The sequence below is a fragment of the Xenorhabdus sp. SGI246 genome, assembly GCF_040838225.1.
GTDB classification, from domain to species: domain Bacteria; phylum Pseudomonadota; class Gammaproteobacteria; order Enterobacterales; family Enterobacteriaceae; genus Xenorhabdus; species Xenorhabdus indica.
Window position 1 is genome coordinate 12,882 of record NZ_JBFPEZ010000022.1, and the last position, 17,109, is coordinate 29,990.

Below are 17,109 nucleotides of genomic sequence, written 5' to 3' on the forward strand. Positions count from 1 at the left end.
GGAAAATACAAATGAGACGAATCGTTCATGTTCTTGTAATGGTTTTCTTACTGCCCTTGATATTTTTTCTCAATCCGGCCTTAGCACATCAGCATGACGGGTCAAGCTATCGTTATATGGAGGTAATCAGAGATAGTGAAATCTATGCCTGGATTGGTGAACATGTCATTCAGGTTGGACTGTTCAAAAAAGGGCAAAATCTGAAAGTGACTCAGGAAGAAGGGGAAGACAGTGATTATTACGAATTTAGCTTTGGTAATGGGAAAGGTTATATTGCCAAAGATAATTTGAGGAAAATAAAGAGATCAGCATTTCCTATTGATCCTTTCCATACTCTTAATAAAAAAGCATCTCAAGGTTTGGTTATTTTTAAAGATATTCGAGTCTATAGCACCCCCAAAGTAGATAATAAACCGATAACAATTTTAGCAGCGGATCTCCGTTATCCAATTTTGGATAAATTACAAGATGCTTCAGATCATATTTGGTATGAAATTAATTTAGGCGATCGCTTGGGTTACATTAGTGACCAAGATGCTGAGTTGGATAATGGTATTCCTGTATTGACTTATCACCATATTCTTAAGGATAAGGAAAATAAACATTTTCTACATACTTCAACAACCACATCTTTGACTGCCTTTCGTCATCAGATGGCTTATCTGAAACAGGCGGGTTATACCACGATTTCATTGTATGAACTGGAAGGATACCTAAATGGAAGCATTAATTTGCCAGCTAAAGCTGTTGCTTTGACGTTTGATGATGGATTGAAATCTGTATATCGGTATGCTTATCCAATACTGAAAGAGAATGGACAAAAGGCAACGCTTTTTATTATTTCATCCCGAATTAAACGCCATCCACAGAAATGGAATCCTAATGGCCTGCAATTTTTAAGTCTTCCTGAATTCTACTCCATGCAGAACGTTTTTAATTTTCAATCCCATACCCATTTTTTGCATCGTTTAGGTAAAAATAAACAACCAATATTACTCAGTCGTTCATACCGCAATATTCTGTATGATTTCGAACATTCACGCCGGGCATTATCACAATTTAACCCCTATGTACTTTATCTCTCTTATCCTTTTGGTGGATATAATCAGATAGCGATGAAAGCTGCCAAAAATGCAGGATTTCATTTGGCGGTTACTACAGTTCAGGGAAAAGTAAAGTTGGGGGATAATCCTTTCTCTTTGAAACGATTATATATATTACGGACAGACTCCATTGAAAAAATGGCAAGAATGATTTCTAATCAGGCAGATATTGTACCTTTACAGCGTATAGATAACAGGATGTAAGATATTAGTACATTGCCAGATTTTTAGAGGCTCACCATAGTCATAAATGCACAGCTATAAACATATCTGAATTTATAGGATATAGAGCCTAATCCTTTAGGCCCTAAGTTTATTTATTGAATCTCACTATGGTTTTCGCTGAATATGGTTTTCGCTGAAACAAGCCTATTCTTTGTTTTTTACCATTTTGATAAATGTTTCTCGTGCGCTTGGTGAGCCAAGACGTTCTGCTTCATCTAATAACTTTAGTGCCTTATCAATATCACCATTTCTAATCGCTTTTTTAATGGCATCATTGAAATACTGTTCGGTATCACCTAAGACCGATTTGGTTTCCGGCGTATTAGATGACGGTTGCCCAGGAGGAACAGTATTTAGTTGGGTAGAACCAACAGTCACTGCTTTAGGCTCGGATACAGTAAAAGAATGACCAATTAAAATATTTCCAGCATCTCGTTCCGATTTCACTTTCAGTGTTAAAGTACCTGTATCGGTATGGCGAGCTATTGGATTAGGGATATTAGGTATAGCATTACCGACTCCCTGTGCATAAGCTTTGGCGGGATCAGCCATTTCTGTAGATGCTTGTAGATCTGTATGGGTCGTATAAATCAGCATATAAATTTGCTGCTGCCCTAATGCAGGTGTCAGTTTTAATGTCCCCTCAAGCCTGTCTGCCGACATAATACTTGGTTGCTGATAGGTAAAATAATGGCTTGGGTAAAAAGCAGCAGGACGGAATTGTTCATCAAGCACTAACACATTAGGTGAATAAACTTGTCTGTCTTTTATCAGGCTACTCAGGGTTATTTCCAATGCTCCATGATTGGCAGGTAAAGCAAGAGCGGCGACTGCACCCTGGATATTTCCTTGATTAAGCTGAAGTGATGCGTGATTAAGAGTCACTGTTTGCTTGGCATTGGTATTCACCGATTGCCATGCTAATTTCTGTAAAACGGAGATAGGTAAAGAAGGCGCAACAGAGTTGCGCTTTTTCAAATCAGTGATGGACTTATCAGAAACCGTTTCAGTGACAGCATAAGTCAGTGTGGGTATGTTCATGCAGAACAAGATACTGAAACAAATAGGAAACAGTTTGATTCTCATTTTATGACCTTTGCCTGACATTACCACCAAGCCTCAAATTGAGCCCCAAACGTGAATTCATCACTCTTACCACGGCTGAAACGGTGTGCCGTTGTGTCAGAGTAAGCAACGCCATTGAGATAACCTTCATTTTCATTGGCATAACCCCACTTTTCATTCCATTTGGCATAAGTAACAAATAAACGGATAGCAGGACGGGACCAGATACTATCCCCTGCTTGCCATTGCTGTGCCAATGTAATTTTGTATTGATTATTTGTTGTTTTGGTGCGTTGAGATTTCACACTGTCATAGCCAGCTTCCATCAACGTACTCATAATAGGGGTCCACTTATACATTGGCCGGATACCAACCGTATACCATGTGGTGCCGTTACGATTATCGCGATCAATATCCTGATACATAGCCACGTACATCAGATCCCATTTTTTTGCCAGATTGATTGCACCATGATTTAAAATACGCAGCATATGACCATTATTGTTGACGTTAGCACCTTCTGGACGACCATTATTGCTGGAGGTCATGGAATCAGTTGCATACTGAACAACAAACTTGTTGAATCCTCCTAACATACTTTGTGTGTGTTCAGCCGTTAGCATAACGCCATCTTTAGAGGCGTTTTTATCCAGATGATAGCCTTTGCGCGCATTAGCACGCCCATAGTCAATCCCCAATTCCAGCGTTCCACCATCATTGATAGGTAATTCAGCAAGCCGAATATCGAAAACATCATTAGAGGTGGAGGTATAGCCCTGTTTACCTGCAATCCAGCCATGTGAGCCACCATTTTCGGTATTGCGAGTCACAGCAAGAGAAAGTTTGCCCAAACCAAGATCAATATTTTCCAAGCCCGCACCGGGACCAGAGATATCCCAATAATAAAAATCGATCATATGCACATCATGGCGTTGGTAAAAGCGCTTACCTGCCCATAAAGTCGAACCGGGTAGCCAATCAATGATATTACTTGCCTTCACATTCATTTCACGAAGAGCCGGGCTGGTTGATTCCCAATCGCTCTTTTGTGCGATGGAATAGGCCAGATTAGTGTCAAAATAGAAGCGCTTGTCACCTTCCTGCCACAATTCTTGTCCTAATTTTAATTCGGCATAGGTTTCACACTCATTGCCGAGGCGATATTTACTTTGTGCTCCTGTACTTTGAGCACATTTTTGTTCACCTCCACTGCCTGTCCAACCGATACCTGAACGGGCATAACCGTGAAAGTCTACCGCAGCGGCTTGTATGGAAAATAATCCAGCCAGTATAGTCAATGAGAGAGGTAAGATACGCATTAATAATTCTCCTGTTATTTTTTTATAGAGTAGATTTAAACTCCTGGTTCTTTATGCAAACGCTGGCATGCCGTTCCATCTTCCCGGAACAGATGGCAGCGATGAGGAGCTAACCCGATCGTGAAGGTTTCCCCTTCTTCCACGAGAACAATATCAGGCCGGAGATAAACGAGGTTTTGATGGATAGTTGATATGTGGATATGGATTTGCGTTTCATTTCCTAACTGCTCTACTAGCTGTATTGTTCCTTCTAGTGTTACGTCGGCAATATCATTGGGCAGTAGGTGTTCCGGGCGAATGCCTAGGGATACGTTACTGCCAACGGTGAGGCCTTTACTTTCGACAGGAAGCCAAACATGCTGTCCATTGGGCAGGCTGATTTGCACTTGATCGACGGCGATAGCAGAAACCTTGACGGGCAAGAAATTCATTTTCGGAGAGCCAATAAAACTGGCTACAAAACGGTTAGCAGGGTAGTGGTAAATCTCCAGAGGTTTTCCAACCTGAGCAATATTGCCTCCGTTTAATACGACGATCTTATCTGCCAATGTCATAGCTTCGGTTTGATCATGGGTGACATAGATCATGGTGCGTTTCAGGCGCTTGTGCAGGCGTGAAATTTCAATACGCATTTGGACACGCAGGGCTGCATCCAAATTGGAAAGAGGCTCATCCAGCAAAAAGATATTAGGTTCGGCTACCAGAGTTCTGCCAATAGCAACTCGCTGACGTTGCCCACCTGATAGCGCTTTTGGGCGGCGATCTAATAAGTGAGCAAGCTGGAGAGTTTCTGCAACTCGCTCTACTCGCTTCTGAATTTCACTCTTTTTAACACCTGCCAGCTTTAAACCGAAAGACATATTATCTGCTACAGACAGATGGGGGTAGAGCGCATAAGATTGAAAAACCATTCCGATACTGCGTTTGGCAGGAGGTACATCATTTATTCTTTGCCCTGCGATCAATAGCTCACCGGAAGTAATATCTTCCAGCCCGGCAATCATCCTTAATAAGGTTGATTTTCCACATCCTGATGGGCCAACAAAAACCACGAATTCCCCTTCTTCAATCTCAAGATTGAGATTTTTAGAAATAATATTTTCACCATAAGCCTTAGATACATTACGAAATGTGACGCTGGACATGTATTTCCCTCGGAGTTGCCATCCTGGTTTGTAGTGAAAAGCAGATGGCAGGATTGTGTGCAAAATAACAGGAACAAAAATCCTCCATTTCATAGTTTTTTATGGGGGAGGAGGTAGGAGGATTAGATTAATAAAATTGAAAAATTCTTTGATAAGTCACGGAATAAGATGTGATTTTAATCCCAAAAATTGATGCCTTTTTAAGACTAACAGTCTGGTTTACAGTGCTTTTGTAATCACGCTCACACTCATTTGATGGGAGGCGTAGGGTAAAGGAGGATGAGCCTGTTTTCCATTAATTGCACACTGAGGACTATTTTCTGAAAGTGTAATGAGAAATTTAGCTTAAATTAGCAGACGATAAAAAGGACGGAATGATGAAAAAAACAACTTTGAAAGTGAGTGTTCGTGCTCTGATGCTTTCCGTTTTATCTACATGGGTACTCTCTGCCCCGGCTTTAGCAAAATTGGAAGAAGGTAAACTAGTAATTTGGATCAATGGGGATAAGGGATATAACGGTCTGTCTCAGGTCGGTGATAAGTTTGCGCAGGAAACGGGCATTTCAGTCAGTGTTGAACACCCAGACAAACTAGAAGAAAAGTATGCCCAGATTGCTACAACGGGGGATGGTCCTGATATCATTTTCTGGGCACATGATCGTTTTGGAGGTTATGCACAGTCTGGGCTGTTGGCTGAGCTCACACCTGATAAAAATTTTATAGACAAACTGTTTCCTTTTACTTGGGATGCTGTTCGCCATGATGGCAAGATAGTGGGTTATCCTGTTGCAGTTGAAGCACTTTCCCTTATTTACAATAAGGATCTACTTAAGTCACCACCTGCAACATGGGAAGAAATTCCGGCATTGGATAACGAACTAAAAAAACAGGGAAAGAGTGCAATCATGTTTAATTTACAGGAGCCTTATTTCTCTTGGCCCCTGATTGCTGCTGATGGTGGATATGCTTTTAAGAGGCAAGGAGATACCTACAATATTAAAGATAGTGGTGTAAATCATGCTGGCTCTAAAGCGGGTTTGACATTTTTAGTCAACTTGGTAAAAAACAAACATCTCAGTGCGGATATCGATTACTCCATTGCTGAAGCTGCTTTCAATAAAGGCAAAACAGCAATGACGATCAATGGCCCCTGGTCATGGGCGAATATCGACAAAAGTAAGATCAATTACGGTGTCACTCTGTTACCTACTTTTAAAGGTCAACCCTCTAAACCATTTGTTGGTATTTTAAGTGCGGGAATTAATGCAGCTAGCCCTAATAAGGAATTGGCGAAAGAGTTTTTGGAAAATTACCTGCTGACTAATGAAGGTTTAGCCATGATGGATAAGGATAAGCCATTAGGCGCTGTAGCGTTGAAATCCTATCAAGATATTCTTGCCAAAGATCCTCGCATTGCTGCCACGATGGAAAATGCTCAGAAAGGGGAAATTATGCCCAATATTTCACAAATGAGCAGTTTCTGGTATGGCATGCGTAGCGCCGTACTCAATTCAATAAGTAGTCGACAATCTGTAGATGCGGCTCTCAATGATGCAGAGGCTCGGATAGTAAAATAAACGAATATTAGGCTCCTGATTTTTAAGGAGCTTTTTTAGCTATTGAAGGGCAAGTTTGGTTACTGTATTTCAGTAACAGATTTTGAGTAAAGATATTTTTGTAACGGGAATAGTTATTAACTGGGATAGTAACAGGAAGTGCATAATGTCAACAAGATTGAACAAAAAAGTATGGTGGTCACGTTCTGTCCTGAAACGGCTTGTCGTGGGGCTGATAGCGGGGATGGGCCTATTTTTTACCGGTTATTTGACTGTGTTGATGTATGCACAAGGGGAATACCTGTTTGCTATGCTGACACTGGTATTACTGGGCAGTGGTATTTATATTTTTGTTAATAGCAGAGCTTACGCTTGGCGTTATACCTATCCGGGTATTGCCGGAATGGCTTTGTTTGTATTGTTTCCGCTTATTTGCACCATTGCGATTGCTTTTACAAATTATAGCAGTACCAACCAACTCACCCTTGAGCGGGCTAAGACAGTATTAATGAGTCGTCAATATCAGACAGGAGAAGCATTTGATTTCAAGCTTTATCCTGAAGCTGAACGGTGGGTTTTGGCATTGAGTATCCCGGATAGTTCTAAGATATCCAGTTCTAATATATTGGTATCAGAACCTTTTTCTTTATCTGAATCTGAAAAAGAAGAGATGATTCTGCCATTGCGTGAACAAGCAATTGGTTTTGAGCTTGGTTTCGAACGTAGTGCTGCTACATTGCGTACTATCACTCAGAACCGACAGATATTGGGAAAAATTGTGGTAGTTTTGCCCGATGGCAGTAAGTTACGTATGAGTTCTCTACGGCAATTTTCTGGTATACATGCACTTTATACTCTGAGTGAAGATGGTAACGCCCTAACCAACAATCAAACTGATGTGCAATATCGACCAAATATGGAGACAGGCTTCTATCAATCCATTAATGCCAAAGGAGAATGGGGGCAAGAAACGTTGAGTCCCGGATTTACTGTTTCTATTGGGTGGAAAAACTTCTTGCGAGTGATACAGGATGAAGGGATTCAAAAACCTTTTCTCTCTATTTTTGTCTGGACGGTGATCTTTTCCCTGTTGACAGTAATATTGACTGTGGCGCTAGGTATGATCCTGGCGTGTATTGTACAGTGGGAAGCCCTCAAAGGCAGGGCAATCTACCGAGTATTACTTATCTTACCGTATGCTGTACCTTCCTTTATTTCCATCCTTATCTTCAAGGGGTTATTTAATCAAAGTTTTGGCGAAATTAACTTGCTGCTTAATGGGTTATTTGGTCTGAAGCCGGATTGGTTTACTGATCCAACTCTGACCAGAACCATGCTGATTATCGTCAATACATGGTTAGGTTATCCCTATATGATGATCCTGTGTATGGGGTTGCTGAAAGCGATTCCTGATGATCTGTATGAAGCATCTGCAATGGATGGTGCAGGGCCGTTACAGAATTTCTTCTATATCACGTTTCCTTTGTTAATTAAGCCCCTGACACCATTGATGATTGCCAGCTTTGCGTTTAACTTCAACAACTTTGTCCTGATCCAATTACTCACTAAAGGCGGACCAGATCGTATTGGCACAACAACACCTGCGGGTTATACCGACCTCTTAGTCAGCTATACCTATCGTATTGCGTTTGAAGGTGGTGGGGGACAGGATTTTGGATTAGCGGCGGCGATAGCAACGTTAATTTTCCTGCTGGTGGGAGCCTTAGCAATCATTAACCTGAAAACCACACGTATTAAATTTGACTAAGGAGATGGCAACATGGCGATGGTGCAACCTAAATCGCAACGGTGGCGAGTATGGGCAACACATATACTCATGCTGACTTTTATCGCTTTGATTTTATTCCCATTACTGATGGTTATTGCTATTTCCTTACGACCGGGAAATTTTGCTACAGGGAGTCTTATTCCGGATACGATTTCCTGGGAACACTGGAAATTGGCACTTGGCATTAGTATAGAATCCGCAGATGGGCGTGTTACATCCCCGCCATTTCCGGTGATGTTATGGCTATGGAATTCTGTGAAAATCGCATTTATTACTGCCACGGGTATTGTTGTACTATCAACAACATGTGCTTATGCCTTTGCTCGTATGCGTTTTCGTGGCAAAAGTACTTTGTTGAAAGGAATGTTGATTTTTCAAATGTTCCCCGCTGTTTTGTCATTGGTAGCACTATATGCTCTGTTTGATCGACTAGGAGAATATATTCCTTTTATCGGGTTGAATACCCATGGCAGCGTGATTTTTGCTTATATGGGGGGAATTGCTCTGCATGTGTGGACGATAAAAGGTTATTTTGAAACATTAGATCGTTCTTTAGAAGAAGCGGCTATGTTGGATGGAGCGACATCGTGGCAAGTTTTTCGTTTGATACTTTTGCCTCTTTCTGTACCAATACTGGCAGTTGTATTTATTCTGTCTTTTATTGGGGTGATTACTGAAGTGCCAGTGGCGTCGCTATTGTTAAGTGATGTGGACAATTACACACTAGCTGTGGGTATGCAGCAATATCTTCATCCACAAAATTACCTCTGGGGTGATTTTGCAGCGGCTGCCGTACTTTCTGCTGTGCCTATTACAGTGGTTTTCTTACTTGCTCAGCGCTGGTTAGTGGGAGGATTAACAGCGGGTGGCGTGAAGGGGTGACTATCTGATTAAAAGTCAACCAAAGTAAGGGGAGTTTAAGTTGGAACTTCGTACCGGAGTAATTACGGTACGAAGTTTAATACTAAATACTTGCGGAGAATTTCAGAACCAGAAGCGTGGATCACACGAATAATGGTATTTTTGTGCTTATATTTAGTAAAATCTGCCGTAAGCTGGCTCTAGTACAAGTATTTATTCAACTGATTATGAAATCGTCCTTCTGTGCTTATCCACTGTTTCCAGCAAGTGATTTACACGCTCATCTTTGAAAATAGCTTCCAATGTAACAGCTAATTTACGTCGCCAGTTCGGGTATTCCCTGGTTGTGCCAGGAACATTGACAGGGTGTTCCATATCTAACCAATCTTCGGGTTGTAAGCCTAATAAAGCACTGGTACTGCTGGCGAGATAATAGTGTATGTCATGATTAATGGAGATTGATATCTGTGATGAGGTCTCTTGCTGCAATTGAATTGGCGTATTTGTTATGAACAATGATTCAGAAAGATAGCCAGATCGGTGTAAACCTGCCAATAGCTTTTGCTTACAATGTTCGCGTTCATCATATAACTTAGCAAGTAGCGTGTTATCTGGATATAAGCCGATTGATTCCCCCAGTTTCAGATCGCCACTTTGCCAAAACCCGCGTAATGTTGGTAAATCATGGGTGGTGATAGTTGCCATAGCTTGTGTGGTATATTCATTAGGTGACTTAAATTCTCCTTGTCCGTCGCGCTCGAAATAAAATACCTTGTAAGAATAGACACCACGTTCGCGTAATTTCCCGACAATCTCTTCTGGTACAATCCCTAAATCTTCACCTATCACCATGCAACAGTGGCGTTGACTTTCTAGTGCCAGTATTGCCAGCAGATCATCAACGGGATAGTGAACATAAACCCCTTGTGCTGCGCTTTCGCCTTGTGGTATCCACCAAAGCCTGAGCAGTGCCATCACATGATCAATTCGTAATGCACCGCAGTGACGCATATTGCTACGTAGTAATTTAATAAAAGGCTGGTAGTGTTGGGTTTGTAACACGTGAGGGTTCATCGGTGGGAGTCCCCAGTTCTGCCCTAGTGGTCCTAAAATATCCGGTGGTGCACCAATGGATGCTTCAGTGCAATAAAGCTCTCGGTTCTCCCAGGTTTCTGAACCGCCTTGCGCCACACCGACGGCCAGATCACGGTAAATACCAATTGGCATAGAACTGTTTTGGCTTTCACTAAAACAGTCAGCTAATTGACTGTCAGCTATCCATTGTAGCCAAAGAAAAAATTCCACTTCCTGTGAGTGGGTATGACAAAATTCCTGAACGGTATCACTATCTGGTTCACGATATTTTTCTGGCCAAGCGGGCCAACCCCAATAAGCATGGTTTTCACTGTACAGTTTACAGAGCAGGGCATCATAGACAGCCTGTGAATACAGGCTCTTACCACCTTGAGTAATAAATTGCCGGAAAGCGATGTAAAGGGGATCTGCAACAATTCGGGTATTGAATTGCTGATAAGCCAAACGTAACGCCGTCATTTTTAATGCCATTACGGTGGAATAATCAACCCATTCTGTTTGACGGGCATGCTGAAGTTTGTGCTGAGTTTCTGGTGACTGCCACCATATTTGAGCTTCGGTACAGGATTTGAAGTCTTCTACCTGATTTACATCAATGTAAATGACATTAAGCCAATGGCGGGATGAAGGACTATAAGGGCTGGCGTTTTCAGGCATGGCCGGATACATTGCATGCAGCGGATTCAGGCCGATAAAAGACCCTCCGCGTTGTGCCAGTTCTCGCAACATCTGTTTTAAATCACCAAAATCACCGATTCCCCAGTTATTTTCTGAACGCAGTGTATAGAGTTGAACACAGGCTCCCCAAAGTTTATGGCCTTTCTTCAAGGGCTTTGGTTCATAACAGCGTTCTGGTGTGACAATGATCTGCATCGTGTGATGTTGTGCATCATCTTTTTGCTCTGATATAGGTGTCAAAATAAGAGTGTGGTAACCCAGAGGCAAAGAGGTCGGCAATGTAAGCTGATATTGGCAATTTCCATGTAAATCTTCTCCTTGTTCTGTCTGTATCTGCCATTGATATTGTATTGAGCTATCCAAAGACAAAGTAAATGCTTTTCCCTGCATCAATACTTTCACTGTGGGGAAAGACAGAACAGAGGGGTCAGAAACCGGTCTTTTGACCGGTATATTTGTCCCCATAGCTTGTAAAATCCGATGCCTTATTTGAGCAGGAATAGCCTGTGGTTTCCCGTAAGCATTAATATATTCAGTGGCAATACCGGCCTCTGTTGCTAAATCATCAAGGCATTTATTTTCCATGACGGATCCTTATTTCAACTGCCAGATACGCTGTTGGTAATCTTGAATAGTTCGGTCAGAGCTGAATTTTCCCATACGGGCAGTATTAAGGATCGCGCTCTGTGTCCAACCGTGGGTATTACGGTATAGGGCGTCGATCCGCTGCTGAGCAACGCAGTAATCAGCAAAATCTGCCAGTACCAAATAAGGGTCACCGCCATCAATCAGACTATGCAGCATTAAAGCAAATGCTTGTGTATCTCCATGACTGAATTCACCGTTGGCAAGCGAATCGAGGATGTCTTGTAGGTGACTGTTTTGTTGGAGAATGCTTTGTGGGTTATAGCCATTTTTCAGTAATGCTTTTGCTTCCTCTACTGTATGCCCGAAGATAAAAATATTATCGTTGCCAACTTGTTCGGCTATTTCGACATTTGCACCATCCAGTGTGCCGATAGTGAGTGCTCCATTTAAGGCGAGTTTCATATTACCTGTGCCGGAGGCCTCTTTTCCTGCTGTAGAGATCTGTTCTGATACATCGGCGGCAGGGATCATTAATTCAGCTTTAGAAACATTGTAATCGGGAATAAAGGCAATCTTTAGGCGATCACGTACGATCGGATCGTGGTTGATCTTTTCGGCTGCGTGGTTGATGGCGGAGATAATATTTTTTGCCAGATAGTAACCTGGGGCGGCTTTAGCGCCGAACAGGAAAACACGTGGGTGAATATCCAACGCCGGGTTTTCCTGAATTTGTCGATAAAGTGAGAGGATATGCAGCAGATTCAAATGCTGGCGTTTGTATTCATGCAGTCGTTTGATTTGTACATCAAAAATGGCATGGGGATCGAGTTTAAGCCCCATCACTTTATTAACGTAGTTGGACAAGCGGATTTTATTATCCTGTTTTACCCCCCGATAAGCTTCATGAAAAGCCGCATCATTGGCATAGGGTTCGAGTTTTTTTAACGCGGTAATATCGTTGATCCATTCGTGTCCTAATGTCTGATCAATCAATGAAGAGAGTGCTGGATTGCATTGTTTTAGCCAGCGACGTGGTGTAACCCCATTGGTTACATTATGGAATTTTGCCGGCCACAATTGATGATATTCAGGAAATAGGTCTGTCACAATCAAAGATGAATGCAGTGCTGCTACTCCATTAACTGCAAAACAGGCTACAACACAGAGATTAGCCATCCTCACCTGATGGTCATGGATAACAGCCAGTTTTTCCCATATTTGTTGATTGCCCGGCCAGTTTTGTTCCACTGTTTCACGGAAGCGACGGTTTATTTCCTGAATGATACGGTGGTGGCGCGGCAGTAATTCACTGATTAAATGTTCATCCCAACGTTCTAAGCCTTCTGGTAGTAGGGTGTGGTTGGTATACGCGAAGGTCTGTCCAGTAATGGCCCATGCAGTATCCCAATCCAATTGGAGCTCATCAATCAGAAGACGCATCATCTCAGGAATGGCAATGGTTGGATGGGTATCATTGAGCTGGATAACTTCGTACTGCGGTAACTCTTGTATTTTGCGGCCAGCTTGTTGATGACGACGTAGAATATCAGCTACGGCACAGGCGCACTGGAAATACTGCTGCATCAGACGAAGGCGTTTTCCGGCCTGATGATTATCATTCGGATAGAGGACTTTGGTCAGGCTGTTGGCTTCAATGCCTTGTTGCTCAGCATGCAGGAACTGCCCATCATTAAACAGTGATAAATCAAAGGGATTATCGTGAGTTGCCAGCCACAGACGCAGGGGTTGTATAACACCATTATCATAACCAATCACAGGTAGATCCCATGCTTCTCCTGTTAGCGTAAAATCAGGTAGCCAGGTTTCACGACCTTCTGCTGTTGTGACAATTTTACCGCCGAAACTGACAGTAACGTTCAACTGTATATTGTGGTAAAACCACGGGTAGGTATTGCGTTCCCAATCATCAGGAGCTTCAATTTGTAGCCCCTGTTCGAAAGATTGCCGGAACAGGCCATATTGGTAATTGAGTCCGTAGCCGATTGCCGGTTGCTTAAGGGTTGCCATTGAATCAAGAAAACAGGCTGCCAGACGCCCTAATCCACCATTACCCAAAGCAGGGTCAACTTCTTCTTCCAGTACATCACTTAATAGCACTCCATATTCGGCTAAATAAGTCTGAACATCATCATACCAACCAAGGTTAAGCAAATTGTTAGCAGTCAAACGGCCGATTAGAAATTCCATCGAAATGTAGTTGACGTGTCGTTGATTGCCTTTCGAACTATCGACGTGGTTTGGATGATCAATTTGGTGATTACTGTTTTGCCGATAAGTAGGCAGTAATTCCAAAAGAGTGGTACTGATAGCTTGCCACCACTGATGTGTTGTCATTTTCTGTGCTGAATCAAGGCCAAAGCGTTGCCACTGACGAGTAAGTGCAGCCTGAAATACGGCTTTATCGAGTTTGGGCTGTTTCATGGAGTCTTCATCCTGGGGAAAATATAGAGATTATTTAGCCTGATATGCTGAAGGCTCAGTCGGCAAGATACATCATCCTGTAAGGATATTCACAGGGATGAGTATCAGGGCGTAGCTATTTTTTCGGATGCTTTCGCAATTTTATCGGGAACAAGAAACGTTTCAGATAAAGAATGTGACAAGGTGCAACTTAACACAATGAAATCAATCAACCTAATTGCAAAAGGCGGGCATTTCTCTAAATTTGGTTGTTCATTAGCAAATGTTACTGATTTTGATTGCTTAATAACATCGAAACAAGGTTTCAGAAATCAGTTTGACTCGTTATTTGTGAGGGGAGGAAATCATGCTTATCCCGTCGAAACTCAGTCGCCCCCTTCGCCTCAATAATATGGTTATGCGTGAGCGCCTGTTAAAACAGCTTAATGAAGCACAGAATTATCGATTGGTGCTGATAACCAGTCCGGCAGGGTATGGTAAAACCACGTTAATGTCACAATGGGCTGCCGGACAGGATAATCTGGGGTGGTATTCTCTGGATGATAGTGATAATCAGCCGGAACGTTTTGCCAGCTATCTGATTGCTGCTGTCCAACAGGCGACACAGGGGCATTGTGTTAAAAGTGAAGTATTAGCGCAAAAACATCAATATGCCAATTTATCTGCACTGTTTGCACAATTATTTATTGAACTGAATGAATGGAAACAACCACTGTTTCTGGTGATCGATGATTATCATCTGATCGTGAATAAGCTTATCCATGAAGCCATGCGTTTTTTTCTACGCCACCAGCCGGAAAACCTGACGTTGATTATCCTTTCCCGTCATTTACCGTCATTGGGCGTTGCTAACTTACGTGTGCGCGAGCAATTGTTAGAATTCGACAGTCAGCAGTTAGCTTTTAATGAGCAGGAAGCGCAGCAATTTTTTGATAAACGGCTGGCCAGACCATTAGATGCTGATCATTGCAGACAGTTATGTCACGACGTGGGAGGGTGGGCGACGGCGTTGCAGTTAATTGTTCTCTCTGCCCGTCAGGCAGGTAATACAGCAGAAATGTCGGCAAAACGCCTTTCAGGAATGAATGCCTGCCATTTGTCAGATTATCTTGTGGACGAAGTTTTAAACCGCGTTGATCAGGAAACACGGGAGTTTTTGCTGCGTAGTTCTATCCTGCGTTCGATGAATGATGGTTTGATTGTCTGTTTGACAAGAATGGAAAATGGACAGCAACACCTTGAAGATATTGAACGTCAAGGGTTGTTTATCCAGCGCATGGATGATTCTGGAGAGTGGTTTTGTTTTCATCCCTTGTTTGCTTCATTCCTTCGCCAACGTTGCCAGTGGGAAATGGCAGCGGATTTACCGGAATTGCATCGTGCGGCGGCAGAAGGCTGGTTGATGCAGGGGTATCCGGGAGAAGCGGTTCATCATGCTTTGGCGACAGCAGATACGAAGTTGTTATGTGATATTTTGCTACAACATGCATGGGAGTTATTTAACCACAGCCAGTTATCACTACTGGAAGAGTGCATGAATGCTTTGCCGCATGAGCAGCTATTGGAAAATCCGCGTTTGGTGCTGTTACAGGCATGGCTGGCGCAGAGTCAGTATCGGCATTATGAGGTCAATGCGTTATTGAATCAGGCTGAGCGATCTTTGGAGCAAAAAGAGATAAAGGTTGAGGATGAATTACTGGGAGAGTTTGACGCATTGCGTGCTCAGGTCGCGATTAATGACGGCAGACCGGATGATGCCGATTTACTGGCTGAAAAAGCGTTGGCAAGTCTGCTGCCTGATAATGAATATGGCCGTATTGTCGCGATGTCAGTCAAAGGGGAGGTATTGCATTGTAAAGGGGAGTTGTCTCGCGCATTAACGTTGATGAAACAGACAGAACAGCTTGCCCGCCACTGCCATGTTTACCATTATGCTTTATGGGCATTATTGCAGCAAAGTGAAATTTTACTGGCTCAGGGATATTTGCAGGCCGCCTATGAAACTCAAAATCACGCTTTTGACTTGATCCGTGAACAGCATTTGGAACAGTTACCCATGCACGAGTTTTTGCTGCGTATTCGTTCACAGCTTTTGTGGTGTTGGGCGCGTATTGATGAATCGGAGGAATCGGCACGTCGTGGTTTAGATGTGTTATCTAACTTTCAGCCTCAGCAGCAATTACAGTGTCTGACTCAACTGGCGAAATGCTCTTTAATTCGTGGCGATATTGATAATGCTCGCCGTCATTTATCCCGGTGTGAGAATCTGCTCAATAATGGGCATTATCACCGTGACTGGCGAACAAATACTGATAAATTGCGGGTCATTATCTGGCAACATCTGGAGGATAAGGTTTCAGTGGCACAATGGCTGGTTCAGGCAGAAAAACCTGAAAGTTTCAGTAACCATTTCAACCAGAACCAGTGGCGTAATATTGCCCGTGCTCAGATCTTGCTTGGTCAGTATGAAGAAGCAGAAGCTATTTTGGAAACGCTGAATGAATATGCTTTAAAGCTGGAACTGGTAAGCGATCTGAATCGCAATTTATTATTGTGCAACTTACTTTACTGGCAGCTTGAGCGTAAGGCTGAAGCACAACAAGTGCTGATGGAAGCCTTGCATTTAGCTAATCGCACGGGGTTTATCAGTCATTTTGTGCTTGAAGGTGAGTTAATGGCTCAGCAATTGCGCCAGCTCATTCAACTCAATATCTTGCCTGAATTTGAGCAACATCGGGCGCAGCGTATCTTGCGGGAAATTAATCGCCAGAATCGGCATAAATTTGCTCATTTTGATGAAACTTTTGTTGAGCAGCTTCTTACTCATCCTGATGTCCCTGAACTTATTCGTAATAGCCCATTAACTCAACGTGAATGGCAGGTATTGGGGTTGATTTATTCTGGTTACAGTAACGAGCAAATTGCTGTTGAACTGGAAGTGGCAGCGACGACAGTTAAAACTCATATCCGCAATCTGTATCAGAAAATGGGTATTACCCATCGTCAGGAAGCTATTCAGCAAGCACAGTATTTAATGCAAATGATGGGATTAGGTGTCTGATAATTTTTCCCCAATGCGATATTACTGTTAAGAACATAAATAAATATGAATAAATAAAAATATAAAATAATTTTTAAACCTATTTAATATTTTTTATGGTATTTCTGTGATAGACATCAAATTTGAAAGAGGTCTAATCTTATTCTCCATAGTTGACGTGTTTTTTGTTAAATATAACTAAT

General features: G+C 42.4%; 10 protein-coding genes. 5 read left to right on the plus strand and 5 right to left on the minus strand.

Annotated features, from left to right (window positions below; all coding sequences use genetic code 11):
• The first annotated feature begins 11 nt into the window (after positions 1-11).
• Complete coding sequence (locus tag ABLA85_RS05730; RefSeq protein ID WP_367962136.1) at positions 12-1,307, plus strand: polysaccharide deacetylase family protein; 1,296 nt, start codon at positions 12-14, stop codon at positions 1,305-1,307.
• Between the two features lie 165 nt (positions 1,308-1,472).
• Here the strand turns inward: ABLA85_RS05730 and malM are convergent, their stop codons facing one another.
• From malM to malK, 3 genes are read right to left on the minus strand one after another with little or no spacing between them, the layout of a single operon-like run.
• On the minus strand, positions 1,473-2,414 hold the full coding sequence (gene malM, locus ABLA85_RS05735) for a maltose operon protein MalM (protein WP_367962191.1): 942 nt from the start codon (positions 2,412-2,414) through the stop codon (positions 1,473-1,475).
• Positions 2,415-2,434: 20 nt separating this feature from the next.
• Positions 2,435-3,712: a maltoporin gene (locus tag ABLA85_RS05740; protein WP_367962138.1), complete on the minus strand. Its 1,278-nt coding sequence runs from the start codon at positions 3,710-3,712 to the stop codon at positions 2,435-2,437.
• 35 nt (positions 3,713-3,747) lie between these two features.
• Positions 3,748-4,857 carry a maltose/maltodextrin ABC transporter ATP-binding protein MalK gene (gene malK, locus ABLA85_RS05745; protein ID WP_367962139.1) on the minus strand — a complete coding sequence of 370 codons (1,110 nt, stop codon included), beginning with the start codon at positions 4,855-4,857 and terminating at the stop codon, positions 3,748-3,750.
• 377 nt (positions 4,858-5,234) lie between these two features.
• Here malK and malE point away from each other — a divergent pair, with 377 nt between their 5' ends.
• The 3 genes from malE (at position 5,235) to malG (ending at position 9,084) form a co-directional block, all read left to right on the plus strand.
• Positions 5,235-6,434, plus strand: coding sequence for a maltose/maltodextrin ABC transporter substrate-binding protein MalE (gene malE, locus ABLA85_RS05750; RefSeq protein ID WP_367962142.1), 1,200 nt, complete (start codon positions 5,235-5,237; stop codon positions 6,432-6,434).
• Between the two features lie 145 nt (positions 6,435-6,579).
• Positions 6,580-8,181 carry a maltose ABC transporter permease MalF gene (gene malF, locus ABLA85_RS05755; protein WP_367962143.1) on the plus strand — a complete coding sequence of 534 codons (1,602 nt, stop codon included), beginning with the start codon at positions 6,580-6,582 and terminating at the stop codon, positions 8,179-8,181.
• Between the two features lie 12 nt (positions 8,182-8,193).
• Positions 8,194-9,084, plus strand: coding sequence for a maltose ABC transporter permease MalG (gene malG / locus ABLA85_RS05760; RefSeq protein ID WP_367962145.1), 891 nt, complete (start codon positions 8,194-8,196; stop codon positions 9,082-9,084).
• Positions 9,085-9,288: 204 nt separating this feature from the next.
• Here malG and malQ read toward each other — a convergent pair whose 3' ends face one another.
• Both malQ and malP read right to left on the minus strand, forming a co-directional pair.
• Positions 9,289-11,421 (minus strand): 4-alpha-glucanotransferase, encoded by a 2,133-nt coding sequence (gene malQ / locus ABLA85_RS05765; protein ID WP_367962147.1) that lies wholly within the window; start codon positions 11,419-11,421, stop codon positions 9,289-9,291.
• Positions 11,422-11,430: 9 nt separating this feature from the next.
• Positions 11,431-13,866, minus strand: coding sequence for a maltodextrin phosphorylase (gene malP / locus ABLA85_RS05770; RefSeq protein WP_367962148.1), 2,436 nt, complete (start codon positions 13,864-13,866; stop codon positions 11,431-11,433).
• 346 nt (positions 13,867-14,212) lie between these two features.
• Between malP and malT the strand changes: the two genes are divergently transcribed.
• On the plus strand, positions 14,213-16,927 hold the full coding sequence (malT, locus tag ABLA85_RS05775) for an HTH-type transcriptional regulator MalT (RefSeq protein WP_367962149.1): 2,715 nt from the start codon (positions 14,213-14,215) through the stop codon (positions 16,925-16,927).
• Positions 16,928-17,109 lie beyond the last annotated feature (182 nt).

What these genes read in the sequence shown, in the direction of transcription:
- ABLA85_RS05730 (WP_367962136.1), top strand. Translation starts at nt 12, where the DNA reads ATGAGACGAATCGTTCATGTTCTTGTAATGGTTTTCTTACTGCCCTTG.
- malM (WP_367962191.1), bottom strand. Translation starts at nt 2,414, where the DNA reads ATGAGAATCAAACTGTTTCCTATTTGTTTCAGTATCTTGTTCTGCATG.
- ABLA85_RS05740 (WP_367962138.1), bottom strand. Translation starts at nt 3,712, where the DNA reads ATGCGTATCTTACCTCTCTCATTGACTATACTGGCTGGATTATTTTCC.
- malK (WP_367962139.1), bottom strand. Translation starts at nt 4,857, where the DNA reads ATGTCCAGCGTCACATTTCGTAATGTATCTAAGGCTTATGGTGAAAAT.
- malE (WP_367962142.1), top strand. Translation starts at nt 5,235, where the DNA reads ATGAAAAAAACAACTTTGAAAGTGAGTGTTCGTGCTCTGATGCTTTCC.
- malF (WP_367962143.1), top strand. Translation starts at nt 6,580, where the DNA reads ATGTCAACAAGATTGAACAAAAAAGTATGGTGGTCACGTTCTGTCCTG.
- malG (WP_367962145.1), top strand. Translation starts at nt 8,194, where the DNA reads ATGGCGATGGTGCAACCTAAATCGCAACGGTGGCGAGTATGGGCAACA.
- malQ (WP_367962147.1), bottom strand. Translation starts at nt 11,421, where the DNA reads ATGGAAAATAAATGCCTTGATGATTTAGCAACAGAGGCCGGTATTGCC.
- malP (WP_367962148.1), bottom strand. Translation starts at nt 13,866, where the DNA reads ATGAAACAGCCCAAACTCGATAAAGCCGTATTTCAGGCTGCACTTACT.
- malT (WP_367962149.1), top strand. Translation starts at nt 14,213, where the DNA reads ATGCTTATCCCGTCGAAACTCAGTCGCCCCCTTCGCCTCAATAATATG.